This window comes from Pedococcus sp. P2_D7, assembly GCF_056404295.1.
Genome location: NZ_JBFUEH010000007.1, coordinates 133,866 through 160,425, shown reverse-complemented (window position 1 = coordinate 160,425; position 26,560 = coordinate 133,866). Strand labels below are relative to the sequence as shown.

Annotated in this window: 26 protein-coding genes and 1 pseudogene; 8 read left to right on the top strand and 19 right to left on the bottom strand. The window is 71.4% G+C overall.

Annotated elements, in window-relative coordinates; translation table 11 throughout:
• Window positions 1-156: 156 nt before the first annotated feature.
• Window positions 157-609 carry a nitroreductase/quinone reductase family protein gene (locus AC1DWJ_RS17420; RefSeq protein ID WP_457255039.1) on the top strand — a complete coding sequence of 151 codons (453 nt, stop codon included), beginning with the start codon at window positions 157-159 and terminating at the stop codon, window positions 607-609.
• Here the strand turns inward: AC1DWJ_RS17420 and AC1DWJ_RS17415 are convergent.
• Window positions 573-1,490 carry a phosphoribosylaminoimidazolesuccinocarboxamide synthase gene (locus AC1DWJ_RS17415; protein ID WP_457255038.1) on the bottom strand — a complete coding sequence of 306 codons (918 nt, stop codon included), beginning with the start codon at window positions 1,488-1,490 and terminating at the stop codon, window positions 573-575. The two genes, AC1DWJ_RS17420 and AC1DWJ_RS17415, sit on opposite strands and share 37 nt — an antisense overlap.
• A 148-nt stretch (window positions 1,491-1,638) precedes the next feature.
• On the opposite strand from AC1DWJ_RS17415, the gene AC1DWJ_RS17410 reads away from it, so the two are divergent.
• A complete protein-coding gene (locus tag AC1DWJ_RS17410) occupies window positions 1,639-3,078 on the top strand; it encodes an MFS transporter (RefSeq protein ID WP_457255037.1) in 1,440 nt (479 codons plus the stop codon).
• A gap of 36 nt (window positions 3,079-3,114) precedes the next feature.
• Here AC1DWJ_RS17410 and purD read toward each other — a convergent pair whose 3' ends face one another.
• Complete coding sequence (gene purD, locus AC1DWJ_RS17405; RefSeq protein WP_457255036.1) at window positions 3,115-4,398, bottom strand: phosphoribosylamine--glycine ligase; 1,284 nt, start codon at window positions 4,396-4,398, stop codon at window positions 3,115-3,117.
• A 278-nt stretch (window positions 4,399-4,676) separates the two neighbouring features.
• On the opposite strand from purD, the gene AC1DWJ_RS17400 reads away from it, so the two are divergent.
• A complete protein-coding gene (locus AC1DWJ_RS17400) occupies window positions 4,677-5,789 on the top strand; it encodes a helix-turn-helix transcriptional regulator (RefSeq protein WP_457255035.1) in 1,113 nt (370 codons plus the stop codon).
• Between the two features lie 128 nt (window positions 5,790-5,917).
• Window positions 5,918-8,140: a HelD family protein gene (locus AC1DWJ_RS17395; protein WP_477621491.1), complete on the top strand. Its 2,223-nt coding sequence runs from the start codon at window positions 5,918-5,920 to the stop codon at window positions 8,138-8,140.
• A 169-nt stretch (window positions 8,141-8,309) separates the two neighbouring features.
• Here AC1DWJ_RS17395 and AC1DWJ_RS17390 read toward each other — a convergent pair whose 3' ends face one another.
• The 13 genes from AC1DWJ_RS17390 to AC1DWJ_RS17330 form a co-directional block, all read right to left on the bottom strand.
• Window positions 8,310-8,876 carry a DUF402 domain-containing protein gene (locus tag AC1DWJ_RS17390; protein ID WP_477621490.1) on the bottom strand — a complete coding sequence of 189 codons (567 nt, stop codon included), beginning with the start codon at window positions 8,874-8,876 and terminating at the stop codon, window positions 8,310-8,312.
• A 14-nt stretch (window positions 8,877-8,890) separates the two neighbouring features.
• Window positions 8,891-10,192: an adenylosuccinate synthase gene (locus tag AC1DWJ_RS17385; protein ID WP_457255032.1), complete on the bottom strand. Its 1,302-nt coding sequence runs from the start codon at window positions 10,190-10,192 to the stop codon at window positions 8,891-8,893.
• Window positions 10,193-10,291: 99 nt separating this feature from the next.
• A complete protein-coding gene (locus tag AC1DWJ_RS17380; protein ID WP_457255031.1) occupies window positions 10,292-11,134 on the bottom strand; it encodes a hypothetical protein in 843 nt (280 codons plus the stop codon).
• Window positions 11,135-11,371: 237 nt separating this feature from the next.
• The gene (locus AC1DWJ_RS17375) at window positions 11,372-12,412 is read right to left on the bottom strand and encodes a hypothetical protein (protein ID WP_477621489.1); all 1,041 of its coding nucleotides are present in this window, start codon (window positions 12,410-12,412) and stop codon (window positions 11,372-11,374) included.
• Entirely contained in the window at window positions 12,405-12,896 is a 492-nt protein-coding gene (locus AC1DWJ_RS17370) for an RNA polymerase sigma factor (protein WP_457255029.1), read from the bottom strand. Before AC1DWJ_RS17370 ends, AC1DWJ_RS17375 begins: the two co-directional genes overlap by 8 nt.
• 77 nt (window positions 12,897-12,973) lie before the next feature.
• The gene (locus AC1DWJ_RS17365; RefSeq protein WP_457255028.1) at window positions 12,974-13,378 is read right to left on the bottom strand and encodes a DUF3151 domain-containing protein; all 405 of its coding nucleotides are present in this window, start codon (window positions 13,376-13,378) and stop codon (window positions 12,974-12,976) included.
• On the bottom strand, window positions 13,375-14,403 hold the full coding sequence (fbaA, locus tag AC1DWJ_RS17360) for a class II fructose-bisphosphate aldolase (protein WP_457255027.1): 1,029 nt from the start codon (window positions 14,401-14,403) through the stop codon (window positions 13,375-13,377). The genes AC1DWJ_RS17365 and fbaA overlap by 4 nt, the downstream gene beginning before the upstream one ends.
• Window positions 14,404-14,543: 140 nt before the next feature.
• Window positions 14,544-15,836, bottom strand: coding sequence for an RNA polymerase sigma factor (locus AC1DWJ_RS17355; protein WP_457255026.1), 1,293 nt, complete (start codon window positions 15,834-15,836; stop codon window positions 14,544-14,546).
• A gap of 4 nt (window positions 15,837-15,840) precedes the next feature.
• The gene (locus AC1DWJ_RS17350; protein ID WP_457255025.1) at window positions 15,841-16,200 is read right to left on the bottom strand and encodes a YciI family protein; all 360 of its coding nucleotides are present in this window, start codon (window positions 16,198-16,200) and stop codon (window positions 15,841-15,843) included.
• A complete protein-coding gene (locus AC1DWJ_RS17345) occupies window positions 16,197-16,559 on the bottom strand; it encodes a YciI family protein (protein WP_457255024.1) in 363 nt (120 codons plus the stop codon). Before AC1DWJ_RS17345 ends, AC1DWJ_RS17350 begins: the two co-directional genes overlap by 4 nt.
• 7 nt (window positions 16,560-16,566) lie before the next feature.
• Window positions 16,567-16,929: a YciI family protein gene (locus tag AC1DWJ_RS17340; RefSeq protein WP_477621488.1), complete on the bottom strand. Its 363-nt coding sequence runs from the start codon at window positions 16,927-16,929 to the stop codon at window positions 16,567-16,569.
• Between the two features lie 54 nt (window positions 16,930-16,983).
• Window positions 16,984-17,664 (bottom strand): TrmH family RNA methyltransferase, encoded by a 681-nt coding sequence (locus AC1DWJ_RS17335; RefSeq protein ID WP_457255022.1) that lies wholly within the window; start codon window positions 17,662-17,664, stop codon window positions 16,984-16,986.
• Window positions 17,657-18,067 carry a VOC family protein gene (locus AC1DWJ_RS17330; RefSeq protein ID WP_477621487.1) on the bottom strand — a complete coding sequence of 137 codons (411 nt, stop codon included), beginning with the start codon at window positions 18,065-18,067 and terminating at the stop codon, window positions 17,657-17,659. The genes AC1DWJ_RS17335 and AC1DWJ_RS17330 overlap by 8 nt, the downstream gene beginning before the upstream one ends.
• A gap of 141 nt (window positions 18,068-18,208) precedes the next feature.
• Between AC1DWJ_RS17330 and AC1DWJ_RS17325 the strand changes: the two are divergent.
• From AC1DWJ_RS17325 to AC1DWJ_RS17310, 4 genes and pseudogenes are all read left to right on the top strand, one after another.
• Window positions 18,209-18,535 (top strand): annotated as a pseudogene (locus AC1DWJ_RS17325) (acyltransferase family protein); the annotation flags it as partial.
• Window positions 18,536-18,629: 94 nt separating this feature from the next.
• Window positions 18,630-19,511, top strand: coding sequence for a hypothetical protein (locus AC1DWJ_RS17320; RefSeq protein ID WP_477621486.1), 882 nt, complete (start codon window positions 18,630-18,632; stop codon window positions 19,509-19,511).
• Between the two features lie 295 nt (window positions 19,512-19,806).
• Window positions 19,807-21,729, top strand: coding sequence for a GTP-binding protein (locus AC1DWJ_RS17315; protein WP_477621485.1), 1,923 nt, complete (start codon window positions 19,807-19,809; stop codon window positions 21,727-21,729).
• A 128-nt stretch (window positions 21,730-21,857) separates the two neighbouring features.
• On the top strand, window positions 21,858-22,544 hold the full coding sequence (locus AC1DWJ_RS17310) for a DedA family protein (RefSeq protein WP_457255018.1): 687 nt from the start codon (window positions 21,858-21,860) through the stop codon (window positions 22,542-22,544).
• Window positions 22,545-22,565: 21 nt separating this feature from the next.
• Here the strand turns inward: AC1DWJ_RS17310 and AC1DWJ_RS17305 are convergent, their stop codons facing one another.
• From AC1DWJ_RS17305 to AC1DWJ_RS17290, 4 genes are all read right to left on the bottom strand, one after another.
• Window positions 22,566-24,065 carry a multicopper oxidase family protein gene (locus tag AC1DWJ_RS17305; RefSeq protein WP_477621484.1) on the bottom strand — a complete coding sequence of 500 codons (1,500 nt, stop codon included), beginning with the start codon at window positions 24,063-24,065 and terminating at the stop codon, window positions 22,566-22,568.
• A complete protein-coding gene (locus AC1DWJ_RS17300) occupies window positions 24,055-24,537 on the bottom strand; it encodes a hypothetical protein (protein ID WP_457255016.1) in 483 nt (160 codons plus the stop codon). Before AC1DWJ_RS17300 ends, AC1DWJ_RS17305 begins: the two co-directional genes overlap by 11 nt.
• A 163-nt stretch (window positions 24,538-24,700) precedes the next feature.
• Window positions 24,701-25,327, bottom strand: coding sequence for a response regulator (locus AC1DWJ_RS17295; RefSeq protein ID WP_457255015.1), 627 nt, complete (start codon window positions 25,325-25,327; stop codon window positions 24,701-24,703).
• Window positions 25,324-26,556: a sensor histidine kinase gene (locus AC1DWJ_RS17290; protein WP_457255014.1), complete on the bottom strand. Its 1,233-nt coding sequence runs from the start codon at window positions 26,554-26,556 to the stop codon at window positions 25,324-25,326. The genes AC1DWJ_RS17295 and AC1DWJ_RS17290 overlap by 4 nt, the downstream gene beginning before the upstream one ends.
• Between the last annotated feature and the right edge of the window lie 4 nt (window positions 26,557-26,560).

The following is a 26,560-nucleotide window of genomic DNA, read 5'->3' as shown; positions in this document are numbered from 1 at the left end:
GTGCGGGAAGGAAGCACGCGCAGTCTATCCGCGCCCGCGCGCTGGTATGCCGCACGGTCACCTCCCGGGACGCGACCCCTGGTGCGCGACCTCTGTTGCGCGACCCCTGGTGCGCGACCCCTGTTGCGCGACCGGTCGGAGCGCGACACTGGGGGCATGTCGATGACCACGTGGTCGACGCGGATGGGTGTGTGGTCGTACCGCCTCCTGAAGGGTCGCGCCATGGGCGGCACGAAGGAGGCCCCCGTGGTGATGCTGACCACGCCGGGGCGCCGCACCGGTCTGCCGCACTCGACCTGTGTCCGCGCCCTGCGTCGCCCCGACGGCTACCTGGTCTGGGGCACCGCTTCCGGTGCGCCCCGCGACCCCGACTGGTTCCGCAACCTCCGGGCAGCTGGCGCGACTGATCTGCAGGTCCGGTCCGAACACCTGCCCGCGTCGGCTCGTGAGCTGCACGGCAGCGAGCGGGACGAGGTGTGGAACGGCGCCATCCTCGGCGCCCTACCCGCGGTGGCGAAGTACGAACGAAAAGCCCATCGGACCATCCCCGTGGCGCTGCTGACTCCCGTCGGTCAGGACGAGAAGGTGCGGCCGGTGAGCCGCTCGTAGGCCTCGACGTACTTGGCGCGGGTGCGCTCGAGCACGTCGTCGGGCAGCGGCGGCGGGGCCTGGCCGGAGGCCTTGTCCCACCCGCTCGCGGGCGAGATCAACCACTCGCGCACGAACTCCTTGTCGAACGACGGCTGGGTGTGGCCGGGCTCCCACTGGTCGGCGGGCCAGAACCTCGAGGAGTCGGGGGTGAGGACCTCGTCGGCCAGCACCAGCTCGTCGCCGTCGACCCCGAACTCCACCTTGGTGTCGGCGATGAGGATGCCTCGCTCAGCCGCGATCTCGTTGCCCCGGGCGAGGATCCGGGTGGTCAGGTCGCTGGCGCGCTGGGCGGTGCGCGCGCCCACTGCAGCCACGACATCGGCATACGGCATCGGCTGGTCGTGCTCGCCCACGGGCGCCTTCGTCGACGGCGTGAAGATCGGCTCGGGGAGGCGTGAGCCGTCGACGAGGCCGTCGGGCAGCCGCACCCCGCTGACGTGGCCGTCAGCCTGGTACTCCCGGAGACCGCCGCCGGTCAGGTAGGCGCGGGCCACGCACTCGACGGGCAGCATCTCGAGTCGTCGCACCAGCACCCCACGCCCGGCCACCTCGGAAGGCACGTCGGTCGAGATGACGTGGTTGGGGACCAGGTCCTGGAGCTGCTCGAACCACCAGAGGGACAGCTGGGTCAGGACCGCGCCCTTGTCGGGGATCGGCGTCTCGAGGATGAAGTCGAAGGCCGAGAGCCGGTCGCTCGCGACCAGCAGCAGCTGGTCGTCGCGGGGGGCACCGGAGCCGTCGAGGGGGGCGTAGAGGTCGCGGACCTTGCCCGAGTAGACGTGGGCGTAGCCGGGCAGGTCGACGGGGGCAGCGGCCGCGTCGGGCTGGGAGGACGTCATGGCCGACATCTTCCCAGCCGCTGCCCCGACTTGGTGCTGCCAGGTCGTCACGCGGACCGCGTTTCCGGCTTGCGTGACGATCACCGCGCAACACGTGCGCGCTCCACGGCTTGACTTGAAGTCGACTTCACCTTCCACACTCGTGCCCATGCCGACCGCCACCCCCGCCGCAACCGACACGGACGCTCCCGCACGGCCCGCCTCCCTGCTGGACCGGGCTCACCTGCCCTTCGCCGTGGGGGCCGTGGCGTTGGTGACCCTGGGCGCCTTCGAGAACCGCGCCACCATGACCGTGCTGCCCACCGTCGCGCGCGACCTCGACGGCTTGTGGCTGTTCGGAGCCGCCAGCGCGGCGCCCCTGGTGTCGTTCGTCGTCGCCACCGTGGTGGCCGGGGCCTGGGCAGACCACCGTGGGCCGGTGCGGCCGCTCCAGGCCGGGATGCTCGTGTTCACGGCATCCCAGGTCGCGATGGCGTTCGCGCCGGGGATGTCCGTCTTTGCGGTGGGCCGGTTCGGCTCGGGGATCGCGGAGGCGCTGATGGATGTCTCGCTCACCGTCCTGCTCGCCCGCAGCCTGCCGGAGGAGCTGCGAGCCAAGGTGTTCGCGGCGTTCGCGGCGGCGTGGGTGCTGCCCTCGTTGGTCGGCCCACCGGTCGCGGGACTACTCGCCGAGGTGCTGTCGTGGCGGTCGGTCTTCGCCATCGGAGTCGCCCTGCTGCCGTTCGCATGGTTCCTGCTGCGCCCCGCCATGCGCGCGGAGGTCGCCGTCACCCTGAGCGGTGTCAGCGAGCGCTCCATCGCTGAGACCCAGACCTCGTGGACGCCGCGCGAGCACCGCGCCGTCCGCGCCGCTGCCCTGGCGGCGGCAGGCCTCGCGGCCCTGACCGCGGGAGGTTCCCTGCTGGGCCGCTCAGGCCCCGTCGAGGTGCTCGGCGTCGCGCTCGTCCTCGTCGGCACGGCTTGCACCGTGCCCGCAGTGCGCACGGTCCTGCCGGCCGGGACGCTGCGGTTCGCCCGCGGCATACCGGCGCTGGTGGCCCTGCGCGGACTCGTCGCTGCGGCGTTCGGCACCGCCGGCAGCCTGCTCCCCCTCATGCTGACCACGATCCACGGCCTCGGCCCCGCCGCCGCGGGCGCCAGCCTCACCGTGACCGGCCTGTCGTGGGCGACCGGCTCGCAGCTGCACGGCCTCGACGTCGTGCAACGACGGGTGCCGGCCGTGCGCCGCCTGGTCGTGGGGTTCGCCCTCATCACCCTCGGCGTGCTGGGGCCTGCGCTCACCAGCCTCGACGCCCTGCCCGTCGTCGCCGGCTTGGCGCTGTGGGGGGTGGCCGGGCTCGGGATGGGGATCGTCTCACCCACCCTCTCGACCCAGCTGCTGCTGTTCGCCCCGGTGAGCGACCAGGGTCGGATCACCGCCGCCTCGAGCCTGACCGCGTCGGTCGCCCAGGCGATCGGGCTGGCCGGCGCCGGGGCGCTGATCGCGTGGCAGGCCCCGGACCTGCCGGGGTGGCTGTTCGCCGCAACGATGACCGCCTGCGCTGCCGTGGGCGCCGTGGGACTCGCTGCAGCGCGGCGCGCGGGCTGACGCCCCTGCACCTCTCACCAGGGGCGCGCAGGTCGCTCAGCCGATGTGCAGCTCCTCGCGCTCGGCCGCGAGCGCGATGTCGGTGCGGTGGTGCGAACCCTCGAGCTCGATGTGGTCGATCGCCTCGTAGACCCGTTCCCTCGCCTGGGTGAGGCTCTCGCCGAGGGCCACGACCGACAGGACGCGACCCCCTGCCGAGACGAGCGTGCCGTCGTCGGCGCGCGCAGTGCCCGCGTGGAGCACGTAGGTCGTCGGCACCTCGGAGGCCTCCTCGATACCGGTGACGGGGTCACCGGTGCGCGGGGTACCGGGGTAGTTGTGCGAGGCCACCACCACCGTCACGGCGTGCTGGTCGGACCAGTGGAGCGCACCCACGCCATCGAGCTCGCCCTTGGCCGCGGCCTTCAGCAGACCGCCGAGGGGGGTCTGCAGGCGGGCCAGCACGACCTGCGTCTCCGGGTCGCCGAAGCGGGCGTTGAACTCGATGACCCGCGGGCCGCGCGACGTGACGGCCACCCCGATGTAGAGCACCCCGGAGAACGGCGTCCCGCGTCGGGCCATCTCGTCGACGGTCGGCTGCGCGACCCGGCTGACGAGCTCGTCGACCAGCGACGCCGGGGCCCAGTCGAGGGGGCTGTAGGCGCCCATGCCCCCGGTGTTGGGGCCCTGGTCGTCGTCGCCGACCCGCTTGAAGTCCTGGGCCGGGGCGAGGGGGACGACCGTGCTGCCGTCACAGAGGCAGAACAGCGACACCTCGGGCCCGTCGAGGAACTCCTCGACGACGACCACTCCCCCCTCCTTGGCCAGGCACGCCTCGGCGTGCGCGAGCGCTTCGGCGCGGTCAGTGGTCACGACCACTCCCTTGCCCGCGGCCAGGCCGTCGTCCTTCACCACGTGGGGCGCACCCAACGCATCGAGCGCGTCAGCGACCTCGTCGAGGGTGGTGCAGACGCGCGCCATCGCCGTCGGCACATCGGCCGCCGCCATCACCTCCTTGGCGAAGGACTTGCTGCCCTCGAGCTGCGCGGCCTCGGCCGACGGGCCGAAGGCCAGGAGCCCGGCGTCGCGCACGACGTCGGCGACCCCCGCGACGAGTGGCGCCTCAGGGCCGATCACCACCAGGTCGACGGTATGCCGGCGGGCCAGCTCCACGATCGCCTCACCGTCGAGGACCCCACCGGGCAGTGCCTCGCAGAGGGCGATCGCGTCCATCCCCGGGTTTCCCGGGGCCACGATCACCGCGTCGACCTCCGGGTCGGCACCGAGGGCCTTGACGATGGCGTGCTCGCGGGCACCGGTACCGATCACGAGAACCTTCACGGGCCCAGCGTAGAGAGTCACGCGCGAGCAGACCGACCGGGACGCGGGCAAAGGGCGCCGGACCTGAGTGCGCGGCGTCCCGGGGAGGCAGGGGGGACATCTCCCGGGGACGCCGCGCAGCCGACGTGCGGTCGCCTGGCGGGGGAACCTGCAACCATGCACGTGGGTCGACGAGGTCGACTGGTTCAAGAGTGGACCATGTCTGGGCCAGAGGTAAAGCCCATTCGTGTCGGACTTGCGCCATTGACGGAATCTCGCCAGAGGGCAAGCATGTGGGCATGCCGGACGACAGTCGGACGGACGACGCCACCCATGCGGCGGTCGTGGGGGTCACCGACGCGGTCCTCACCAACGGGCTGAGCCCCGGCTTCACCGCCGGCCGCGGCTCCAAGGTCGCCACCGGGATCGGTGCAGGTCTCGACCTGGAGGTCGACGTCGACGAGGTCGAGGGCACCGTCACGCGGGTCTTCCTCGCGGTCCTGCAACACCAGGATCCGACGAGGTCCCTGCTCATCGCCCAGGGCATGAAGGCGCCCCTGGTCGACCACTCCCTCGAGGTCCTCGGCAGCCGGGGCCTGGTGCGGCTCCACCAGGGCGGCCGGATCGAGGTCATCCCCCCTGACATCTCCCTGCCCGCCCTGGCCCTGGACTACGAGCGACGGGCTCGCGAGACCCGATCGGCGGCCCACGAGCTCGCGCAGGTCTACTTCCAGGCGAGGTCGGCCTCCCTGGCACCCGACGTCGGGACGGTGCGGATCCTCAACTCCCTGGACGAGATCGCGGCAGTCACGGCGGAGGCGGTGGCAGCCGGCACCGAGCGGATCCGCACGTTCCGGTCACTCTCGCCGCGCACCCGGGCGCTGTTCTCCAGCCCGCTGCACAGCCACGAGGAGCCGAGCCGCGGCGTGGGCGGCAACGTGCTCGACTACACGACGGTCTACGACACCGACGTCCTGGAGATCGACGGCGCCCTCGAGATCCTCGAGGCGCGGGAGCGGGGCGGCGAGCGGTTCCGGTTCACCTCGGCGGTGCCGTTCTCGGCGGTGATCGTCGACGAGGTGGTGGCGATCGTCGACGTCAGCGCCTTCGACCCCTCGGGCTTCGGCTCGGCCCTGATCCGAGCGCGGTCGATGGTGCTCGCGCTCATCGCCCTCTCCGACCACCTCTGGGACCTCGGCTCCCCGCTCTCGATCGGCGGGGTCACGACCGAGCGACGCGACCAGCTGATCCTGTCGCTGCTCGCCGCCGGCGCCCCCGACGCCACGATCGCTCGCCAGGCCGGGGTGTCCCAGCGCACCGTCGAACGGCGGGTCAGGGCCCTGATGGACCAGCTCGGCGCGGGCACCCGCTTCCAGGCCGGCGTGCAGGCCGCGCGCCGCGGAATGGTCTAGTGCGCGGCAAGGCTCGCCCTGCTCGCTAGACTCGTGCGTTCTCCGTGTGGGGACCAGACGGCACGGCAGCGCCGCCAGACGGTGCCGACCGGGGACGCCATCAACGACCAGCCAGAAAGCAATGCACCGTGACGGGATCGGACCACTCGAGCGCGAAGGCGTCCAGCGCCGAGGTCGCCCGTGAGATCGCCATCGAGCAGACCCATGTCGATCTCGTCTACGCCGAGCTCATCAAGGCCCAGGCACGGGCCGGACTCATCGAGGCCGACGGCCTCGCGCGCGGTCGCACCGACCGCACCGGCGACGTGCGCGACGAGGAGCTGACCGGGCTCTTCGAGCGCGATGCCCTCGTCTTCAACGCCGCCCGCCGGCGCTCGACCCTCGACACCCAGTACGAAGGCCTCGTGTTCGGCCGGCTCGACCTCGACCACGCGCTGTCCGACGAGGCCAAGGCCCCCGACCGCGAGACGCGCTACATCGGCCGGCTGGGCGTGCGCGACGACGACTACGAACCCCTGGTGGTCGACTGGCGCGCACCCGCGGCCGCCGCCTTCTACCGCGCCACCCCGGTCGAGCCCATGGATGTCCTGCGCCGCCGGGTGCTGCGGTGCAAGGGCCCCGACGTCGTGGGGGTCGAGGACGACCTCATGGTGCCCGAGGCACCCGACGACCTCGTCGTGGTCGGCGACGGTGCGCTCCTGGCCGCACTGACCCGCAGCCGTGGCGCACAGATGCGCGACATCGTCGCGACGATCCAGCGCCACCAGGACGAAGCCATCCGCGCCTCGGCCCGCGGGATCACGGAGATCACCGGCGGACCCGGCACGGGCAAGACCGTCGTCGCCCTCCACCGCGCGGCCTACCTGCTCTACTCCGACCGTCGCCGGTTCGAGTCCGGCGGCATCCTCGTCGTCGGCCCGTCCTCGGCCTACACGGCATACATCGAGCGCGTGCTGCCCTCGCTCGGCGAGGAGTCGGTCGTCCTGCGCTCCCTCGGCGACGTCGTCGACGGGGTCACCGCCACGCGGCTGGACACCCCGGAGGCCGCCGCCATCAAGGGCTCGCTGGGGATCCGCCGCCTGCTCGCCCGCGCCGCCGCCGACGCGCCCCCGGACGCCCCCCAGTCCTTCCGCGCGTTCGTCAACGGCAAGGCCGTGCGCGTCGACGCCCCGGTGCTCGACCGCATCCGGGCCCAGGTGCTGCGCAACCACCAGCGCAACCTGTCGGCGAAGGCGGTCCAGAGCGCCCTGGCCGAGGCCGCCTGGGCCAGCGTGCGCGACGGCGACCGGGCCGAGTTCATGGACCGCTTCGACGACCACCTCGAGGTCGACGCCTTCCTCGCTGCCTGGTGGCCACAGGTCGACCCCCGTGAGGTGCTGCTCTGGCTCGCTGACCCCGAGCGGGCTCGCCAGCACGGTCAGGGAGTCCTGTCGCCGCAGGAGTGCGACGTGTTCTCCGCGTCGATGCAGCACGCCCTCGAGCTCGGCAGCTGGTCGGCCGCCGACGCCGCGCTCATCGACGACCTTGCTGCTCGGCTCGGACCGGTGCAGGACGGGCCGTCCGAGGAGCGCGGGTTCTACGAGATCGAGGAGTTCGAGGACGTCTCGCAGTTCGGCGTCGCCGAGGTGCGGGCTGGGGTCGACTCCCGGGCGGTCGGCACGAAGTCGTCGCGCACCGCCCCCACCGACCCCCGGGAGCTGCTGTTGCAGGGCCGCATCGAGGGCCCGGGCGAATACGCCCACGTCCTCGTCGACGAGGCCCAGGACCTCTCGCCGATGCAGTGGCGGATGCTCGGCCGCCGGGGTCGCTACTCGTCGTGGACCGTCGTCGGCGACGCGGCGCAGGCGTCGTGGCCCGATGCCGTCGAGGCCGGCCGCGCGCGCGAGGAGGCGTTCGGCACCCAGGAGCGCCGGCTCTTCCACATGGACACCAACTACCGCAACGCGCGGGAGATCTTCGACTACGCGGCCAAGGTCGTGCAGGCCCACGTGCCCGACGCCGACATCCCCAAGGCTGTGCGTGAGACCGGCGTCGAACCGCTCGACGTCACTGTCGCCTCCGGCGACTGGTCCGCCGCCGCCACGACGGCCGTCGAGTCCCTCCTCCGCGAGGTGGAGGGTTCGATCGCCGTGATCACCCCGACGAGGTATGCCGCGGAGCTGGTCGAGCTGGGCTCGCTCAGTGACCGGGTCGGACTCATCGACCCGATGTCCACGAAGGGCCTCGAGTACGACGCCACGGTCATCGTCGACCCCGACGAGATCGCGGCGGAGTCACCCGGCGGGGTGCGGGTCCTCTACGTCGCGCTCACCCGGGCCGCCCACCGCATGACCGTGCTCCGCCCCACCTGACGCCCACCCCGTCGCTACCTCATGCAAAAGGCGAGTTAGCGCCGTCGCTACCTCATGCACAAGGCGAGTTAGCGCCGTCGCTACCTCATGCACAAGGCGAGTTAGCGCCGTCGCTACCTCATGCAAAAGGCGAGTTAGCGCCGGCCGCCGCCGCCGGGCCTGATCCGTCCTAGGGAAGGCTGCGAAACACGGACTTCCACTGGTCGGCTGTCGCGTTCGCGAAAACTGTTGCACCCGAGCGGATCTCGTCGCTCACTCGGGCGCACTCGGCTTCGGCGGCGGCCACCAGGTCGGGCGGGTAGCTGTACGTGAGCTGGTGCTCCGCGAACTCGTCCTCGTCGTCGATGTACCAGCTGCCGTCGAACCGGCGGATCACGTCGAGGTCGAGGTCGACCGCCGTCACGAGGTCACCGTCCCAGACCGGTGGGGTGGTGATGTCGACGTAGAGCTCGAAGGCCTGGTCGGGGTGCTCGGTGTAGAACATCGCCGTCATGCCCCGGTCGCGCGGCACGAGCAGGACGTTGTCGGTGACGCTGACGAACGACTTCGGGCCGCCGGACCAGTGGTTGCCGACCGGGTCGCCCAGCCAGTCGCCGTGCTCGTCGGCACCGAGGTAGACCAGGTCGGCGCCGTGGTGCCGCGTGCCGCCCCACTTCGTGTAGCGCCCGCGGACCGGGTGGCCGGGCGCGAACCGCGCCGGCGACCCGCCCACCGGGTCACCCGTCGAGCCGCCCACGGGCCCGACCAAGGTCAGGCGCCGAGCAGCGAGTGCCGGCTGATGATCTCGTCGCGCCCCGGTCCGACACCGATCGCCGACACGCGCGCGCCGATGAGCTCCTCGAGGCGCAGCACGTAGGCCTGCGCGTTGGCGGGGAGCGCCTCGAACGTGCGGCAGGTCGAGATGTCCTCCCACCAGCCGGGCAGGTCTTCGTAGATCGGCTTCGCGTGGTGGAAGTCGGTCTGGTTGACCGGCATCTCGTCGTGCCGCACACCATCGACGTCGTAGGCGACGCAGATCGGGATGGTGTCCAGTCCGGTGAGCACGTCCAGCTTGGTCACGACGAAGTCGGTCACCCCGTTGATGCGCGTGGCATAGCGACCAACCACGGTGTCGACCCAGCCGCATCGTCGCGGACGTCCGGTGGTGGTGCCGAACTCGGCGCCGGTCTTGCGGAGGAACTCACCGTTGGCGTCGTTCAGCTCGGTGGGGAACGGGCCCTCCCCGACGCGGGTCGAGTAGGCCTTGAGGATCGCGATGACCGTCGAGACGCGGGTCGGCGGGATGCCCGACCCGGTGCAGGCTCCGCCGGCGGTCGCGTTGGACGACGTCACGAAGGGGTAGGTGCCGTGGTCGACGTCGAGCAGCGTCGCCTGCCCGGCCTCGAGGAGCACGGTCTTGCCCTCGTTGAGGGCCTGCTCGAGCACCAGGGAGGTGTCGGCGACCATGGGACGCAACCGCTCGGCATACCCGAGGAGCTCGTCCATCACCTCGTCGACCTCGACGGCGCGACGGTTGTAGATCTTGGCGAGGATCTGGTTCTTGTAGGCCAGCGCCGCCTCGACCTTCTGGCGCAGGATCTTCTCGTCGAAGAGGTCCTGCACCCGGATGCCGTTGCGCGCCATCTTGTCGGCGTACGTGGGACCGATGCCCCGACCGGTGGTGCCGATCTTGCGGGATCCCAGGAACCGCTCGGTCACCTTGTCGAGCACCCGGTTGTAGGGCGCGATGATGTGGGCGTTCGCGCTGACCAACAAGCGCGACGTGTCGACCCCGCGCGCCTCGAGGCCGTCGAGCTCCTCGAAGAGCACGGCCAGGTCGACGACGACGCCGTTGCCGATGATCGGGGTGCAGGTCGGCGTGAGGATGCCCGACGGGAGGAGGTGCAGCGCGTACTTCTCGCGCTTGCCGTCCTTCTCGATGACGATGGTGTGGCCGGCGTTGTTGCCGCCGTTGAACTTCACGACGTAGTCGACGTCGCTGCCCATCAGGTCGGTGGCCTTGCCCTTGCCCTCGTCGCCCCACTGGGCGCCCACGAGCACGATTGCCGGCATACCCGCACCTCTCCGTGTCTGTGTCGGTGTCCGCGCGTCCGTCGAACTGGTCATGCAGCAGGCCCCGCGGTGTTCGCACGGGGCCCGTACCGGGAAAGGCTACCGGTCGCGGTCCCCCACCGGGGAGTCGAGACCACCCGCGGCCGCCGCCAGGCCGAGCTGGAAGCGGGTCTGCACCCCGTGCCTGGCCATCAGCCCGGCCACCCGGCGCCGCACCGTGCGAAGGCTGCACCCGAGGTAGCGGGCGATCGACTCGTCCTTGAGGCCGAGGCCCAGCAGCTTGAGGAGCCGCTTGTCGTCATCGTCCTGCTCCTCGCCCGGTGCGACCGGCAGGGCGCGGTCGAAGGCCCGGTCGAACAGCTGGATGAAGGCCGCGATGAGCATGGGGTCGCGCACCATGACGTAGCCGGACTCCGGGTTGCCCCACTCACTCACGGCCACCAGCGAGTGCTCGTCGAAGATCGTGAACTCGCTCGGCGGTGACAGCGACAGCCGCTGCTCCTCCCCCGCCGCCGCGAACGACGTCAGCCACGCCCGGCCGGGCTCGGTGTCCATGATGTCCATCGGGTAGATGGTGCGTTGCCGGAAGCGCCCCTCGGCCAGCAGGTCCTGGTTGAGCCGGTAGTTCTCCTGCTCGATGCCGGCGCCCGCGTCGATCACCATGGTGCAGACGCGGCTCAGCTCGGTGGTGTGCTCCAGGAGGTAGCGCAGCAGGGGCGCTGCCATCTCGGCCCGCAGCGGCTCGAGCACGTGACCTGCCTGCGGAGGTCGGGCCAACCCGCCCTGGGCGGTCAGCTCATAGAGCGCGTAGCGCACCTCGGCGAGCTCGGCCCGCCGCGCGTCGATCTGCGCCTCGCCCCGCTCGAGGATGCCCATGAGCCGGTCGAAGGGATCGGTCAACAGCCGTTCCACCTCGTGGACGCGGTCGTTTCCGCTGGTCACAGGCTTCCCCCAGGCCGATGCGGCATCATCTGTCCTTTGACAGCATAGTGCCACCGCAACCTCGCCGCGGTCATGCAGAATGGCGAAACGCCGCTCGTCAGGCGGCAGGGGACGACGACATGACGGGTAGCCACGTGGACCTCGGTCCACGGCAGGGGGCGACGCCGGGGGACTGGATCCACAAGGGTCCGGTCCCCCGGCGTCACTGTCTTTCGGGGCGCCTTCCCCCGTGGCGGCTCAGCCGCGCGGCCAGGTCCGCCAGGTGTCGGGGAGGCTGCCCCCGGACTCGACCCCGTCCGGTACCCGACGGACCTGCCAGGTCGCGCCGTAGTCGGTGCTGATGTGCGCCAGCCGGGGCCGCGCGAAGTGCTCGACGACGGCCATGGTGCCCCGTCGGTTCGTCGCCATCATGCCGGGGCCACCCTCGCTCACCGGGATCGGGAGCACCTTCACCCCGAAGGTGCCGTCGGGCGCCTGCCACAGCACCGCGTGGCGGGCGATTGGTCCGTTGTCCGACAACACCAAGGTGCCCCAGAACCAGCTGTCACCGGCCCCGCCCCACTCCCAGGTCGCGTCGGGGCCCTCGAACTCCAGCTGGTGAACCGTCCGGCCGGCCAGGTCGACGAATGCCGCGCCCTGTTGGCCGTGGACCAGGGGCCCCCTGACGTCCGTCACCGGCACCGGTGCGCCGTAGGTCAGTGGGCGACGCTGACCGCGTGAGTTCACCGCCTCCGGTCCGTGGAAGTCCTCGATGAAGAACCAGTCGTCCACGACGTGGGAGGCCCCGACCCAGTCGAGGACGTAGAGGGAGCTCGTCACGAAGTCGTCGTGCGTTACCTCGAGGACCTGCTGCACCTCACCGGGAACGAACTCGGTGTCTCGGCTGCAGTCACCCAGACAGGCCGTCCAGACCCGGGCAGCGACCCCGTCACGGGTGGCTGTCGTCGCGACCATCGAGTCGGCATCGAGCGCCGCGGTGGGGTGCCGCCGGATCGCCTCGGCACTGAGCGCCGGGTAGCTCGCGCTCGGGTCCGGGCGGGGCGTCGTGATGGTCGTGGTGGACGTCCGAGGACCCGGTCCGACCGGGAGCGGAGCCGCTCCCCGCTGGCCGGTCACGCTGGCGGCGACCAGCGCGACCACCACCAAGGTCGCGGCTGCCGCACCGGTCACCACGGCGGCGGACCGGCGGCGACGAGCGTGGGCGACGGCGGCCAGGTCGGCCAGGTCCGGGGTACGGACCTGCCCGGCGAGCTCGTGGAGCCGGTTCAGGTCAAGCATCTTCGCGCTCCTCCTCGGCGAGCAGGGGGGCGAGCCGGTCGCGGCTCCTGGACAGCCGCGACTTCACGGTGCCCTCGGCGATGCCGAGCGTGGCGGCGATCTCGGCCACCGGCAGGTCGACGAGGTAGTGCAGGACGACGACCTCGCGGTGCAGGCGGTCGAGCCCAGCCAGCGCGGTCATGATCGCGACGTGGTCGGGACCCAGCTCGAAGGCCGACTGCGGCCCGGGCACCTTGCCGCGGAGGCGCCGCACCGTCTCATGGTGCCGCCACCCGTTGCGCAGGTGGTTCAGCGCGACCGTGCGCAGCCAGGCCTCGGGGTGGTCGAGGCCGAGGAAGCCCCTCTGGTTGCGCAGGGCCTTCGTGAAGGCCTCCTGGACGGCGTCCTCCGCGTCGGCCTGGTTGCCGCAGAAGGCGTAGAGGTGCACCACCAGGCGCGGGTACGCCGCGTGGAAGATGTCCGCGACAGCTGCCGAGACGTCCACGCACCCCACCTTCCTCTCCGGCCGATCCGAACAGAAGACACCTGAGTGGCCTGGTCGGTTCCCCCGGAGGGCGGGCGTCAGAGAGCGAGCTCGCGGGCTCCGGTCATCGAGGAGTCGCGCAGGAACTGCGCGCATCGCAGTTCCTCCTCGATCTCGCCGATCGCGCCGGCAGCGCGGGACAGCGCGGCGAGGGCGCGCAGGAAGCCGCGGTTCGGCTCGTGCTCCCAGGGCACCGGGCCCTGGCCGCGCCAGCCGTTCTTGCGCAGCGAGTCGAGCGCGCGGTGGTAGCCGGTGCGGGCGTAGGCGTAGCCCTCGACCGTGCGACCGTCGGCGAGCGCGTCCTCGGCCAGGGTCGCCCACGCCAGCGACGAGGTCGGGTATGCCGCGGCGACCTGGTCGGCGGCCACGCCCTCCTCGAGCTTCGCGGCGGCGGGGTCGACGGGCAGGAGGGTCTCGGGGATGCCCAGCAGGTTGTCGCTCATGCGTGGGTGCCGGCCGAGCGCAGGTTCTGGCAGGCCTCGACGACACGGGCCGCCATGCCGGCCTCGCCCTCCTTGCCCCAGGCGCGCGGGTCGTACTGCTTCTTGTTGCCGACCTCGCCGTCGACCTTCAGCACCCCCGCGTAGTTGGCGAGCATGTAGCCGGCGACCGGACGGGTGAAGGCGTACTGGGTGTCGGTGTCCACGTTCATCTTGACGACGCCGAAGTCCACGGCGGCCGCGATCTCCTCGGCCGTCGAGCCCGAGCCGCCATGGAAGACGAGGTCGAACGGGCGCGCATCGGCACCGAGCCCCAGCTCGCTCGCGGCCGCCTCCTGGGCGTGCTTGAGGATCTCGGGGCGGAGCTTGACGTTGCCGGGCTTGTAGACGCCGTGGACGTTGCCGAAGGTGAGCGCGGTCAGGTAGCGACCGTTCTCTCCCGCGCCGAGCGCCTTGATCGTGGCCACCGCGTCCTCGGGGGTCGTGTAGAGCTGCTCGTTGATCTCGTTGGCGACCCCGTCCTCCTCGCCACCGACCACGCCGACCTCGATCTCGAGGATGACGTGGGCGGCCTTGGCCAGCCCCAGCAGCTCGCGGGCGATCTCGAGGTTCTCGTCGAGCGGCACCGCGGAGCCGTCCCACATGTGCGACTGGAACCACGGCGTGCCGCCAGCAGCGACCCGCTCGGCGCTGGCCGCGAGCAGCGGCCGGACGAAGCCGTCGAGCTTGTCCTTGGGGCAGTGGTCGGTGTGCAGCGCGATGTTGACGTCGTACTTCTTGGCGACCTCGTGGGCGTACGCGGCGAGCGCGATCGACCCGGTCACCATGTCCTTGACCGTCGGGCCGGAGAGGTACTCGGCGCCTCCGGTGGAGACCTGCACGATGCCGTCGCTGCCCGCCTCGGCGAAGCCACGGATCGCGGCGTTGAGGGTCTGCGACGACGAGATGTTGATCGCCGGGTAGGCGAACGAACCGGCCTTGGCGCGGTCCAGCATGTCGGCGTACACCTCGGGGGTGGCGATGGGCATGGGAGTCTCCTTCGACTGGCGGGGTGTGCGAGCTCTGCGGCCAAGGGCGCAGTCGTCGCCGCCGATCTTTGCACGACCCCACGCGACCGGACACCCGTGTCTCAGGCTGGTCCGCACGTTGGCGGTTGCCCGACGCGGGTTCAGCCCGTCGTGTCGCGCAGCGCCGCTCGCCGCTGCTCGAGCAGCGCGCGCTCGGCGTCGTTGCCACAGCGCGTGATGGCGAGGGCGTATGCCGCGTCGGCGGCCTCGACGTCGCCGGCGCGGGCGAGCAGCTCGGCCCGGACCGACGGCAGCCGGTGGCTGTGGGCGAGGTCGTCATCCAGCCCTGCGAGCGCGGCCAGCCCCTCGCGCGGACCCTGCGCCTCGGCGACCGCCACCGCCCGGGCCAGCCGGGCACTGGGGGTAGGAGCCAGCGCCACGAGGTCGTCGTAACGGGCGACGATGCGGTCCCACCGGGTCGCGTCGGCGCTGGGCGCCGTGGCGTGCTCGACCGCGATCCGGGCCTGCACGGCATACCCGGCGGCCTGGATGGTGAGCGGTCCGGTGAGGGCAGGCGACGACGCGAGGACGACCCCTTCGGCGATCTCGGCGCGGTGCCACAGGGAGCGGTCCTGGTCGGGGAGCAGGACGATCGCGCCGTCGCCGTCGACACGGGCATCCCGACGCGAGTGCTGTAGCAGCATGAGGGCGAGCAGGGCGACCAGCACCGGCTCCTCCGGTCGGAGTCGGAGGACGACGCGCACGAGCCGAATCGCTTCTCCCGCAAGGCCGGTGCGCAGGGCGTCGGGGCCCGACCCGGGGGCGTAGCCGGCCGTGAAGGCGAGGTAGGCGGTCTGGGCCACCGCGTCGAGGCGGTCGGGCAGCACGTCGGAGGACGGCACCGCGAACGGGATGCCGGCGGTGACGATCTTGCGCTTGGCCCGGGTGACGCGCGCCGCCATGGTGGGCTCCGGCACGAGGAAGAGCCTGGCGATGTCGGCGGTGCTGACGCCGAGCACGAGCCGCAGGGCCAGGGCGCTGGCGGCCGCAGGGTCGAGGGCCGGGTGGGTGCACATCAGCACCAACCGCAGGAGGTCGTCCTCCACGAGGTTCCCGGGGTCGGCGAGCACGGGCGACCCCTCCTTCCCTTCGGCCTCCACGACGAGCAGGGGCACCTTGCGCAGTGCCATGGACTCGGCCCTCAGCCGGTCCAGGACCCGTCGGCGGGCCGCGGTGTGCAGCCAGGCGACGGGGTTGTCCGGCGTGCCGTCGCGGACCCATCGGCGGGCCGCGGTCTCGACGGCATCGGCCAGGGCGTCCTCGACCAGGTCGAGCCGCCGGAACCGCGCGAGGAGCAGCGACGTCAGTCGTCCCCACTCCTCGCGCACGACCGTCGCCAGCACCTCGGATGGTTTCGAGGGTGCGGACGGCGGGCCGCCCGGCCCGGTGGTCACCGGCTCACAGGCTCTCGTAGCCCTCCACGCCGACCACGGAGCGGATCTCGAGGGTGTAGCCGCGGGGCAGCAGCTTCGCCGCCGCGATGGCCGCATCGAGGTCGGGCAGCTCGACGTCGTAGTACCCGCCGATCTGCTCCGTGAGCTCCACGAACGGTCCGTCGGTGACGATGTCGGAGGAGCCGTCGCGCCTGATCGTCGTCGCCAGGTCGGCATCGCTCAGCGCCCCACTGGACAGTCGCCGACCGTGCTGCTCGACGTACTGCTCGAAGGCGTGGTGCGCGTCGAAGTACTCCTGGCGCACCGCCTCGTCGGCGCCGTCCCAGTGCCCCGGTTCGTAGGCGATCAGGACGACGTACCTCATGTCTCGCGGTCCTCCGGCTGCACCACACGACGCACGTGGATGCCGTCGCCGAGCGACGCGATGATCTGGCAGCAGTCGAGCAGGTCGTCGACGTCGTCGGTCTCCACCTGGTAGAAGCCGCCGACCTGCTCGGTCACCTCGGCGAACGGTCCGTCCGTGACCGCGCCGCCGCCGGGAGGGATGCGCCGCCCCTCACTGGTGGCGTGCAGCTCCGCACCGCCGGTGATCTTGTGGCCCCGCTTGCCGAGCTCTTCCGCGAAACGGTTGTACTCGGCATACCCCGCCTGGCGCTTGTCCTCGCTCATGGTGGTCCACCAGCGGTCGGCGTCACCGACGATCAGCACGACGTACTCGGTCATGGCCGGGTCACATGCCTTCGACGAGCTGGCGGATCTCGATGGCGTCGTGGAACGGGGTCGTGAGCAGTCGGCCGCAGACCTTGGCCAGGTCGTCGGCGTCCGAGGTCTCCACGACGTAGTAGCCGCCGACCTGCTCGGCGCTCTCGGTGTACGGGCCGTCGGTCAGAGAGACGGCGTCGATGCCCGTCCCGCGGACCACGCGCGCCTGCCCCGACGGGGTCAGCTGGGCGCCGCCGGTCATCTTGTGCCCACGCTCGGCGAGCAGCTGGACGAACTCTCCGTGGGCTGCCGTGAGGTCGGTGCGCTCCTCTGCGGAGGCGGACGCATAGCGAGCTTCGTCGGCCGGCAGCAGGACGATGTACTGGGTCATGGCTGTTCCTCTCATCGATGGGTACTTCCACCCTGATGACGCACGAGCGGGGTGCTATTCGACAGCCTGCCCGAAGATGTTGCGTCGCACCCAGGCATGCATCGCAATCGCTGCCGCGGCGCCGGCATTGATCGACCGCGTCGACCCGAACTGCTCGATGTGCAGTACGACCGCACAGGCCTCGCGCATGGAGGCGGAGAGCCCGGGGCCCTCCTGTCCGAAGACGAGGACGCACTCCCGGGGCAGGTCGTAGGTCTCGAGGGGCAGCGAGCCGGGCAGGTTGTCGATCCCGATCAGCGGTATGCCGTGCGGTTGCCCCTGCGCGTCGGTGGCGCTGGTCGGGCCGGCGCCGGCCGTGGCCGCCCAGGCCACGAGGTCCTCGACGGTCGGGTGGTGGTGCTCGTGCTGGTAGCGGTCGGTGACCATCGCCCCGCGGCGGTTCCAACGACGCTTGCCGACGATGTGGAATGCCTTGGCGTTGAAGGCGTTCGCCGTCCTGATGACCGAGCCGATGTTGAAGTCGTGGCCCCAGTTCTCGACCGCGACGTGGAAGTCGTGGCGGCGGGTGTCGAGGTCGGCCACGATCGCGTCGTGCCGCCAGTAGCGGTAGCCGTCGACCACGTTGCGGCGGTCACCGTCACGGAGCAGCTCGGGGTCCCAGTGGTCGCCCTCCGGCCAGTCCTCGGGCCATGGCCCCACGCCGACCTCGTCAGGGGTGCTGGTCAGGTCAGGCATCGAGCTCCTGGAAGAGCGTCAGCTGGACGCCGGCCGGACCCGCCAGCCTCGAGTTGAGGGAGCGCCACGGAGTCTGCGTGGGCGGCGCGATGAGCTCGGCGCCGGCCGCGACGGCCGAGGTGGTGGCAGCCTCGGCATCGTCGACCTCGAGCGCGACCCTGAAGTGTGGCGCGACCCGTCGGCCGACCTCGACCTGGTCGATCATCTCCACCTGGGCGGTGTTGGAGAGCTCGAGCGTGGCGCGCCCCGCGTCGAGGATCGCCACCTGTGCCCCACCGTCACCCGCATAGGCCTCCTGCACCGGCATACCGATGACGTCGCGGTAGAACCGCAGCGCTTCCTCGTAGTCCTCCGCGTGCACCACCAGCCGCAGCTGGCGGACCCTGCCCTCGTGGGAAGTCATGGACCAAGCCAACCACGACCCCGGGGGTCTGGACCCCCACGGACTCTGGGGCCCCGGGGCTCCGAAGGGGTTCGGAGTGACCATGGCGGGTGGGCGCTGCTACTCAGGCGGCGACCCACCCCGCGCCGCCACGCTCGACCCATGGACCCCCGCCCCCTCGCCGCCGCCACTCCTTCGGACCGCAACCGCGTCGTCGACTTCCTGCGCGCCGCCGCCATCGTGACCGTGGTGCTCGGCCACTGGCTGATGGCCGCAGTCATGGTGCAGGACGGCAACCTCGTGCCGAACGCCGTGCTGAACATCGCACCGTGGAGTCATCCCCTCACCTGGGTCTTCCAGGTGATGCCGCTGTTCTTCATCGTCGGCGGCTATGCGAACGGCCTGTCCTGGCGCTCGGCCCGACGCCGTGGCGACACCTACGCCACCTGGCTCCGGTCCCGCCTCCAGCGCCTCGCCGCACCCGTGCTCCCCCTCCTGCTCGTGTGGCTGGCGATCGCCTCGATCGCGTATGCCGCGGGCGTGCCCGCCGCATACGGTGCGCACCGCGTCGCAGGTGGCCCTGGTGCCCACGTGGTTCCTCGCGGCGTACATCGTCGTCGTGGCGGTGGCGCCGGTCCTGCTCTCCGTGTGGGAGCGGTTCGGGTGGTGGAGCATCGGGGCCGGGCTGGTGCTGGGCGGACTGGTCGACTGGTGGAGCATCGCGGGCGACAACCCCTGGATCGGGTTCGCCAACTACCTGGTCGTCTGGGCGACGGTGCACCAGCTCGGGTTCGCCTGGCTCGACGGCTCGCTGGCGAGTCGTGGGCGGCGAGTCGCGCTCGCCGGCGTCGGTCTCGTCGGCCTGCTGACCCTGGTCTGGGCCGGCCCCTACCCGGTCTCGATGATCGGGGTCGACGGGGCAGTGCTCAACAACTCCTACCCGACCCGGGTCACCCTGGCCTTCCTCGGCATGGCCCAGGCCGGAGTGGTGCTGCTCGCCGAGCGACGCCTGGCCCGGCTGCTGGAGCGACCCCGGGTGTGGGCCGTCGCCGTCGTCGTGAACCTGCGCATCATGTCGCTCTACCTCTGGCACCTCACTGCGATGGTGCTGGTCATCGGGATGTCTTTGCTGGCAGGCGGTTTCGGGCTCCGCGCCGTCCCCCTCAGCGGGTCGTGGTGGGCCACCCGCCCGGTGTGGTTCGCGGTCCTCGCCACGGTGACCTCTGGACTGGTGCTGGTCTTCGGACGCTTCGAGAAGCCGATTCGTGACCGACGCCCAGCTCCCGCAGTCTGGCGACCCGCGCTCGCGACCGCGGCGGTCTGCGGTGGCCTCGGCGTGATGGCGGCGTCGGGCATCGTCTCGCGCGACGGCGTCCACTGGGTGTGGCCGATGCTGCCCATCGCCGCAGTGGTCGGACTCGGCGTCGTGCCGGTCCCCAAGCGCCTGGCGGACGGCTGGCGCTAACTCGCCTTTTGCATGAGTGGCCGCCGGGATGGCGAAGGCGCCGCACGCGGACACCGGCGCTAACTCGCCTTTTGCATGAGTGGCCGCCGGGGATGGCGAAGGCGCGAGCCTTCAGCGGCTACGTGAACGTACCGGTCCCCACCTGCGAAAACCGGTTGCCCACGACACCCCGGCTCTGGTGCCATGAAGGAGTCCGACCGCCAACCACCAGCAGTGCGCACGAGAGGAATGCGACCAATGCGAGCAGCTTTCACGTCCCGCCAGGTACCCACCTACCGAATGGATGTGAAGGCCAGTGCGAGCTGGAAGCAGGAAGACCCTCAGCCTGGGGATCGTCGCGCATGTTGACGCCGGCAAGACCAGCCTGACCGAACGAGTCCTCTTCGAGGCGGGGGTGCTCGACCACCCGGGCAGCGTCGACGCAGGCGACACCCAGACCGACAGCATGGCGCTGGAGCGTCAGCGCGGCATCACGATCCGGTCCGCCGTCGTCTCCTTCGACTGGCGTGCCACCACCGTCAACCTCATCGACACCCCCGGCCACTCCGACTTCATCGCGGAGGTGGAGCGCGCGCTGACCGTCCTGGATGCAGCGGTGCTCGTCGTGTCGGCGGTCGAGGGCGTGCAGGCGCAGACCCTGGTCCTGATGCGGGCCCTCCAGCGCCTCGGCCTGCCCGTGGTCGTCTTCGTCAACAAGGTCGACCGCGCCGGAGCCGACCCCGACCGGGTGCTCGGCGAGGTGACCACCCGGCTCAGCCCGGAGGCCTTAGCCCTCGGTCAGGTGAGCGGCGCTGGCACCCGCGGCGCGGCATACCTGCCGTTCGAGGTGGGGGCCACCGAGCTCGGCGAGCTGCGCGGCAAGGTCCGCGGCGCGACCGCCCACCCCGTGCTCTTCGGGTCGGCGATCACTGGCGCGGGGGTGACCGAGCTGCTCGACACCCTCACGACCCTGCTCCCCGGAGCCTCACCCGAGGCCCCCGACCCGCCTGCCCCACCCAGTGGCACAGTCTTCAAGGTCGACCGCGGCGAGGGCAGGCGGACCGTCCTGGCACGGGTGCGCTCGGGATCGCTGCGGGTGCGCGACCGCGTGGAGGTCGACGGACGGGCGGCGGAGAAGGTCACCGGCCTACGGCTCTTCGACCGCGGACGGCTGGTGAGCGTCGACGAGGTGCCGGCCGGCCGGATCGCGGCGGTGACCGGCTGGTCGTCAGCGCGCATCGGTGACCGGTTCGGTCCAGCGCCAACCGCGGTCGGCAGGACCGAGCAGTTCTCCCGACCGACCCTCGAGACCGTCGTGGACGCGGTGCGGCTCGCCGACGTCGTGAGGATGTATTCGGCCCTCACCGAGCTCGCTGACCAGGACCCGCTCATCGACCTACGCCGCGACGACGGCCGACGGGAGATCGCCGTGTCGCTGTATGGCGAGGTGCAGAAGGAGGTCATCGCCGCGGTGCTGGCCGAGGAGTACGGCATCGAGGTCACCTTCCGGCCGACGACGAGCATCTGCGTCGAGCGGGTGGTCGCCCCCGGGGAGGCGGTCCAGCTGATCGCCACGGCGCCCAACCCGTTCCTCGCCACGGTGGGGCTGCGCGTGGAGCCGCTGCCCATCGGCGCGGGCCACGAGTTCGCCCTCGAGATCGAGCTCGGGTCGATGCCGCCCGCGTTCTTCACCGCAGTGCGCGAGGGCATCGCGGCCACGCTCGAGGAGGGAGTCCACGGCTGGGCCGTCCCGGATGCCCGGGTCGTGATGACGCACTCGGGCTACTACCCGCGCCAGAGCCACGCGCACGCGACGTTCGACAAGGCCATGTCGAGCACCGCCCAGGACTTCCGCAGCCTGACCCGGCTCGTGCTGGCGGAGGCACTGGTGCACGCCGGGACGGTCGTGTGCGCGCCGGTCCACCGGTTCGAGCTGGAGGTGCCCGAGGACACGCTCGGCCCGGTGTTGGGCGAGCTGTCGCGGCACCTGGCCGTGCCGCTCGAGACGACCCTGCGCGGTCGCTCGGCCGTGCTGGTCGGGGAGGTGCCGGCCGACGCGGTCCACGGCGTGCAGCAGCGGATCCCGCACCTGACCCGCGGCGAGGGCGTCTTCACGTCGGGGCTGGACCACTACGCCCCGACCACCGGCAGTCCGGCCGAGCGGAGTCGCGCCCAGCCCGACCCGTTCGCCCAGATCGGCGACTGGTCGAGGATCCAGCGCAGCTGGCCCGCCGGCTGAGTCGTGCGCCTCCCCATTCGAGGTATTTCCCCACCGGAGCCCGGCAGCGGAATACCTCGAACAGAGCTCTCAGGGGTCTCTCAGGTGCGAAATCGGGTGGCGGCGCGCCCACGGCATACCCTTGCGTCATGCACTCACTCAGCACCAACTGGATGGACCCCCAGTGGCTCCTCGACCACTTCGGCTCCCAGTTCTTCTGGGTGAGCGTGGCGATCGTCTTCATCGAGTGCGGGCTGCTCTTCCCGATCCTGCCGGGCGACTCGCTGCTCTTCGCCATCGGCCTGTTCATCAGCACCGGTGACTTCTCGATGAACCTCGTGGTCGCCCTGCTGGTGCTCAGCGTCGCCGCCTTCGCGGGCAACGTCGTCGGCTACGAGATCGGTCGCGCCGTGGGCCGGCCGTTGTACGAGCGCGACGGACGGATCCTCAAGAAGAAGTACTTCGACGAGAGCCACGCGTTCTTCGAGAAGCATGGGGCGAAGGCGCTGGTCATCGGCCGGTTCGTGCCGATCGTGCGCACCTTCATCACCGTCGTCGCCGGAGTCAGCCGGATGGAGCGACGCCACTTCTTCCTCTGGAGCGGCGTGGGTGCCGTCCTGTGGGTCTGGGTGGTGACGCTGCTCGGCTACTTCCTCGGCAACTCGTTCCCCGCCCTCAAGGACCACCTCGAGCTGGCCATCCTGGCGATCGTGGCAGTGTCCCTGGTCCCCATGGTCGTCGAGGTGATCCGCGCCCGTCGCGGCCGGACCACGACCGAGAAGGTCGTCGAGGAGACCGGCGAGGCCGTCGAGGACCTGCGCGACGACCGCGTCTGACCGCTGACGCCGCCCCAACCCCTACTCGGGGGTGTTGGGGGTGTCCCGCCCGAGCTTGAAGCGAGTTGTCACGCCCTCGTACATCAGGTGGGCCGTCAACCCGTCCCGGGCGTGCGGCAGGTTGTGGCAGTGGTCGAGCCAGATGCCCGGGTTGTCGGCGACGAACGCCACGTCGAAGTCCTGCCCACTGAGGACCTCGAGGCTGTCGGTCCACCACGGGCTGCCGGTGGCCTTGACCCCGTCGCGGGCGAGCACCACGACGTGGTGTCCGTGCAGGTGCATCGGGTGCGTCTCGCCGGAGTGGTTGTCGATGTGCACCACCACGACGTCACCCTCGGCGACCATGAACATCGGCGCGGTCGGGAACATCCGGCCGTTGACGGTCCAGTGCACCCCCGGCTTGCCGTTCAGGAAGCCCGGGCGACGGCCGATGCTGTAGGTGAACCGGCGGTCGGGGTTCGCCGTGTCGAGGCCGAGCGGAGCCGGTGAGCCATAGGTCAGGAGGTCCACCACCTTCGCCGGCGCCCGCGTCGCCGGGGTCGAGCTCCCGGCCGGCCCGAGTACCAGGGCAGCTCCGCCCATCTCCACGCGCACCGCGGCCCCGGAGGCAGGGACCTGCACCCTCAGGTCGACGCGACCTCCCGCCGCGAGCGCGACCTTCTGGCCCTCGACCGGCGTGGGCTCGTTGACGTCGGTGCCGTCGACGGCCGCGACCTCGAAGGCCGCACCGGTCACCCACACCGGCATGATCCCGCTGTCGGTGTTGATGATCCGGACCCTCGCCGACTTCCCGGCCGCGACCTCCACCGGCACGTCGCCCGCGCGCCCCTGCACCGCCCGCCGACCGGCATACAGGTGCGCCAGCCCCACCACGTCGACGTCGCCGCCGATCCCCGCGCGTGGGGTGACCACCACCGCGCCGAGCAGACCCTTGACGACCTGCTCGTGCGAGACCTGGTGCGAGTGGTACCAGTAGGTCCCGACCTGCGTGGCCCGGAACCGGTAGACGTGGCGCCCCCCGATCGGGACCGCGTCCTGGGTCACGCCCGCCACGCCGTCCTCGGCGTTCGGCACGTCGATGCCGTGCCAGTGCAGGGTGGTGCCGTCGGGCACCGACTCGTTGACGAGGGTGACCTGCACGAGGTCACCCTCCTGGGCGCGGATGGTTGGGCCTGGCGTGGTCCCGTTCAGCGTGTATGCCGTGAGCTTCGGCCCCCCGGGGATGGTCACCTGCTGACGGCGCGCGGTCAGCGTCACGTCGACGTCCGCGCGCCCCCGCTCGGGCTCGACCAAGGTCGTGACATCGCGCTCGCCCGGGGAGCCGGGCAGGTGGGAGTGCGACAGGGCGACCCCGCCGGTGTCGGCAGGGCCCATCGTCATCACCGAGTAGGACGACGGCACCAGGCTCGCGGCCCACAACCAGGCCAGCGGCAGGAGCACCGCAAGGGCAGCGGCCAGCGCGACGACCAGGCGGACGCGCGCTCGCCGACTGCCCCGACCTGCCGTCCCCTCAGACGGCAACGCGCTGCGCGGACTCGCTGTCAGCAGCCCTGGGGACCCCGCCGGAGCGGGACCGGATGCCGGTCCAGGCGGCCGTGGAGAACAGCGCCAGGGCGTTGATCCCGTGCAGCGCACCCAGGGCGGCGATGCTGTGGCCGAAGAGGCCGAGGGTCACCTGCAGGACCACCAGCGCCAGGACGCCGAAGGCGAAGGCGATCCCGCGAGGGACCTTGGCGAAGAAGGACGAGATGACCAGCAGCAGCGCCAGGGCCGGAATGACCATCATGCCGTTCATGCCGTGGAGGAGGAACGCCTGGAACTCCGGGAACGGAGCCGCCCCGCCCTCGATCGCGTCCTCGAACGTCGCCTTGTCCACGACACCGCCGTCGTCGACCCACAGCCCCAGCCCGGCGTCGCCGTACACGATGAACATTGCCTGCACCGCCACCTCGATGGCCACGAGGAAGGCGAGTACCCGGTAGACCTTGCGCATTGCGAACCCCTCTCACCCTGCGGGGGCCGTGCGGGACCCCGTCAACCACCCATAGTGGCGTGGGATCGACCATGAGGAAACCGGGTTTCGGTACTAGCCCAGGTGCGCGGGACGAACGGACCAAACCGGTGCAACTCACCCGAGAAGGCGGCCGTCGACTCCCTCAGAGCTCGATCTGACCGCTCTTGTATGCCGCGGTGACGGCCGCCGTACGGTCGGTCACCCCGAGCTTCTCGAAGGCTCTCAGCAGGTGGGTCTTCACGGTCGCCTCGCCGATGTGCAGCTCGCGTCCCACCTCGGCGTTGGACATGCCCTTGGCCACGCACTGGAGCACCTGCGCCTCCCGATCGGTCAGGGTCGGGCCCACAGGGGTGCGCAGGCGGCTCGCGAGCCTCGCCACCACCGGCGGGGCGAGCACGGTCTCGCCTCGAGCCGCCCGACGGATGGCGTCGGCCAGCGTCTCGCGGGGGGCGTCCTTGAGCAGGTAGCCGTTGGCACCGGCCTCGACCGCCCGCACGATGTCTGCGTCGGTGTCGTAGGTCGTGAGCACCAGCACCGCAGGGGCCGGAGGGGTGGCCAGCATCTTCGCCGTCGCCTCGGGCCCGTCCATCACCGGCATCCGCAGGTCCATCAGCACGACGTCCGGGGTGAGCCGCGCGGCGAGCAGCACCGCCTCGGCGCCGTCTGCAGCCTCGCCCACTACCTCGAAGTCCGCGTGCTCCGACAGCATCGCGACCAGGCCCATCCGGACCACCGGGTGGTCGTCGACCACCAACAACCGCAACGTCATCGGGGCACCTCCACCCTCAGCCGGGACCCCTCGCCGGGACTGCTGTCGACGTCGAACCGACCGCCCACCTCGGCGGCCCGGGCGGTCGCGCCGTCGAGCCCGTAGCCACGCGCCTCCGCGCCCGGTTCGAACCCGACCCCGTCGTCCGACACCGCCAGCGCGACCGGGCCGTCGGGCGGGTAGGTCAACGAGACCTCGAACGTCGTCGCACCGGAGTGCCGTCGCACGTTAGACAGACCCTCCTGCGCGGTCCGCAGCAGCACGACCTCGGAGTTCGCGGAGAGCACGACCGGCTCACCCTCCACCCGGAGCGTGCCTGTCATCCCGCTCTCGGCCGAGACCGCGTCGACCAGCCGTTGCAGCGCTTCCGACAGGGTGCGCGACTGCAGGTGGCCAGGGGTCATCTCGGCGACGATGAGTCGTGCCTCCGACAGGTTGTCGGCGGCGGTCTGCTCGATCAGGTGGAGGCGTTCACGCACCGCAGCCAGGTCGCCGCGGTCGAGGGCGAGCTCCGTGGCCCGGGCGAGGGTGACGACCGACGTGAAGCCCTGGGCGAGGGTGTCGTGGATCTCGCGGGAGAGCCGCTCGCGCTCACCCGCCACCCCCTGGGCCCGCTCGGCCGCGGCCAGCTCGTCCTGGGTGCGGTGGAGCTCGTCGATGGTCCGCGCGCGGGTGTCGGCCTCGCTGATGATCCGGTCGATGAACAGGCCCAGCGTCAGCGACAGCACCAGCATGATCACCGTGCTGATGGCGATCCCGACGAAGTCGTCGCCGGTGCCTGGTCCCTGCCACAGGCGCGCCAGCCCGATCCCGACGACGGCCAGGACCACCGTCATCGCCGCCTTGTTGCGCGGCAGGATCGCCCAGGTCTGCGGGAAGAGCCCGAAGGACAGGATCCACGCGGTGCCGGTGCCGTCCAACGCCATCAGGACGATCATCAGTCCCCACGCGATGGCCATGTAGGTGAGGCCGGCCCGCACGTCACGCTCGCCCATGCCGCGGCGGCCCCACCCGGCATACGCGGCGCCGATGGCGACCACGCAGGCGATCCGCCAGGCGAGGTACGGCTGGTCCTCCGCCAGCATCACCACGATGGTCGTCACGACCAGGACGGCGAACAGCCCGTGCCACCAACGCAGCTGGCCGCGCCACATCTCGTCGAGGTCGTCGGAGGACGACCCCTGTTCAGAGCCGCAGTCCGCGGGCCCGATGATGCCGTTGGCGCTCACGGGA

Coding starts and splice junctions, on each gene's coding strand:
- AC1DWJ_RS17420 (WP_457255039.1), top strand. CDS start 157: ATGTCGATGACCACGTGGTCGACGCGGATGGGTGTGTGGTCGTACCGC.
- AC1DWJ_RS17415 (WP_457255038.1), bottom strand. CDS start 1,490: ATGACGTCCTCCCAGCCCGACGCGGCCGCTGCCCCCGTCGACCTGCCC.
- AC1DWJ_RS17410 (WP_457255037.1), top strand. CDS start 1,639: ATGCCGACCGCCACCCCCGCCGCAACCGACACGGACGCTCCCGCACGG.
- AC1DWJ_RS17400 (WP_457255035.1), top strand. CDS start 4,677: ATGCCGGACGACAGTCGGACGGACGACGCCACCCATGCGGCGGTCGTG.
- AC1DWJ_RS17385 (WP_457255032.1), bottom strand. CDS start 10,192: ATGCCGGCAATCGTGCTCGTGGGCGCCCAGTGGGGCGACGAGGGCAAG.
- AC1DWJ_RS17375 (WP_477621489.1), bottom strand. CDS start 12,412: ATGCTTGACCTGAACCGGCTCCACGAGCTCGCCGGGCAGGTCCGTACC.
- AC1DWJ_RS17365 (WP_457255028.1), bottom strand. CDS start 13,378: ATGAGCGACAACCTGCTGGGCATCCCCGAGACCCTCCTGCCCGTCGAC.
- fbaA (WP_457255027.1), bottom strand. CDS start 14,403: ATGCCCATCGCCACCCCCGAGGTGTACGCCGACATGCTGGACCGCGCC.
- AC1DWJ_RS17350 (WP_457255025.1), bottom strand. CDS start 16,200: ATGAGGTACGTCGTCCTGATCGCCTACGAACCGGGGCACTGGGACGGC.
- AC1DWJ_RS17345 (WP_457255024.1), bottom strand. CDS start 16,559: ATGACCGAGTACGTCGTGCTGATCGTCGGTGACGCCGACCGCTGGTGG.
- AC1DWJ_RS17340 (WP_477621488.1), bottom strand. CDS start 16,929: ATGACCCAGTACATCGTCCTGCTGCCGGCCGACGAAGCTCGCTATGCG.
- AC1DWJ_RS17335 (WP_457255022.1), bottom strand. CDS start 17,664: ATGCCTGACCTGACCAGCACCCCTGACGAGGTCGGCGTGGGGCCATGG.
- AC1DWJ_RS17330 (WP_477621487.1), bottom strand. CDS start 18,067: ATGACTTCCCACGAGGGCAGGGTCCGCCAGCTGCGGCTGGTGGTGCAC.
- AC1DWJ_RS17310 (WP_457255018.1), top strand. CDS start 21,858: ATGCACTCACTCAGCACCAACTGGATGGACCCCCAGTGGCTCCTCGAC.
- AC1DWJ_RS17300 (WP_457255016.1), bottom strand. CDS start 24,537: ATGCGCAAGGTCTACCGGGTACTCGCCTTCCTCGTGGCCATCGAGGTG.
- AC1DWJ_RS17295 (WP_457255015.1), bottom strand. CDS start 25,327: ATGACGTTGCGGTTGTTGGTGGTCGACGACCACCCGGTGGTCCGGATG.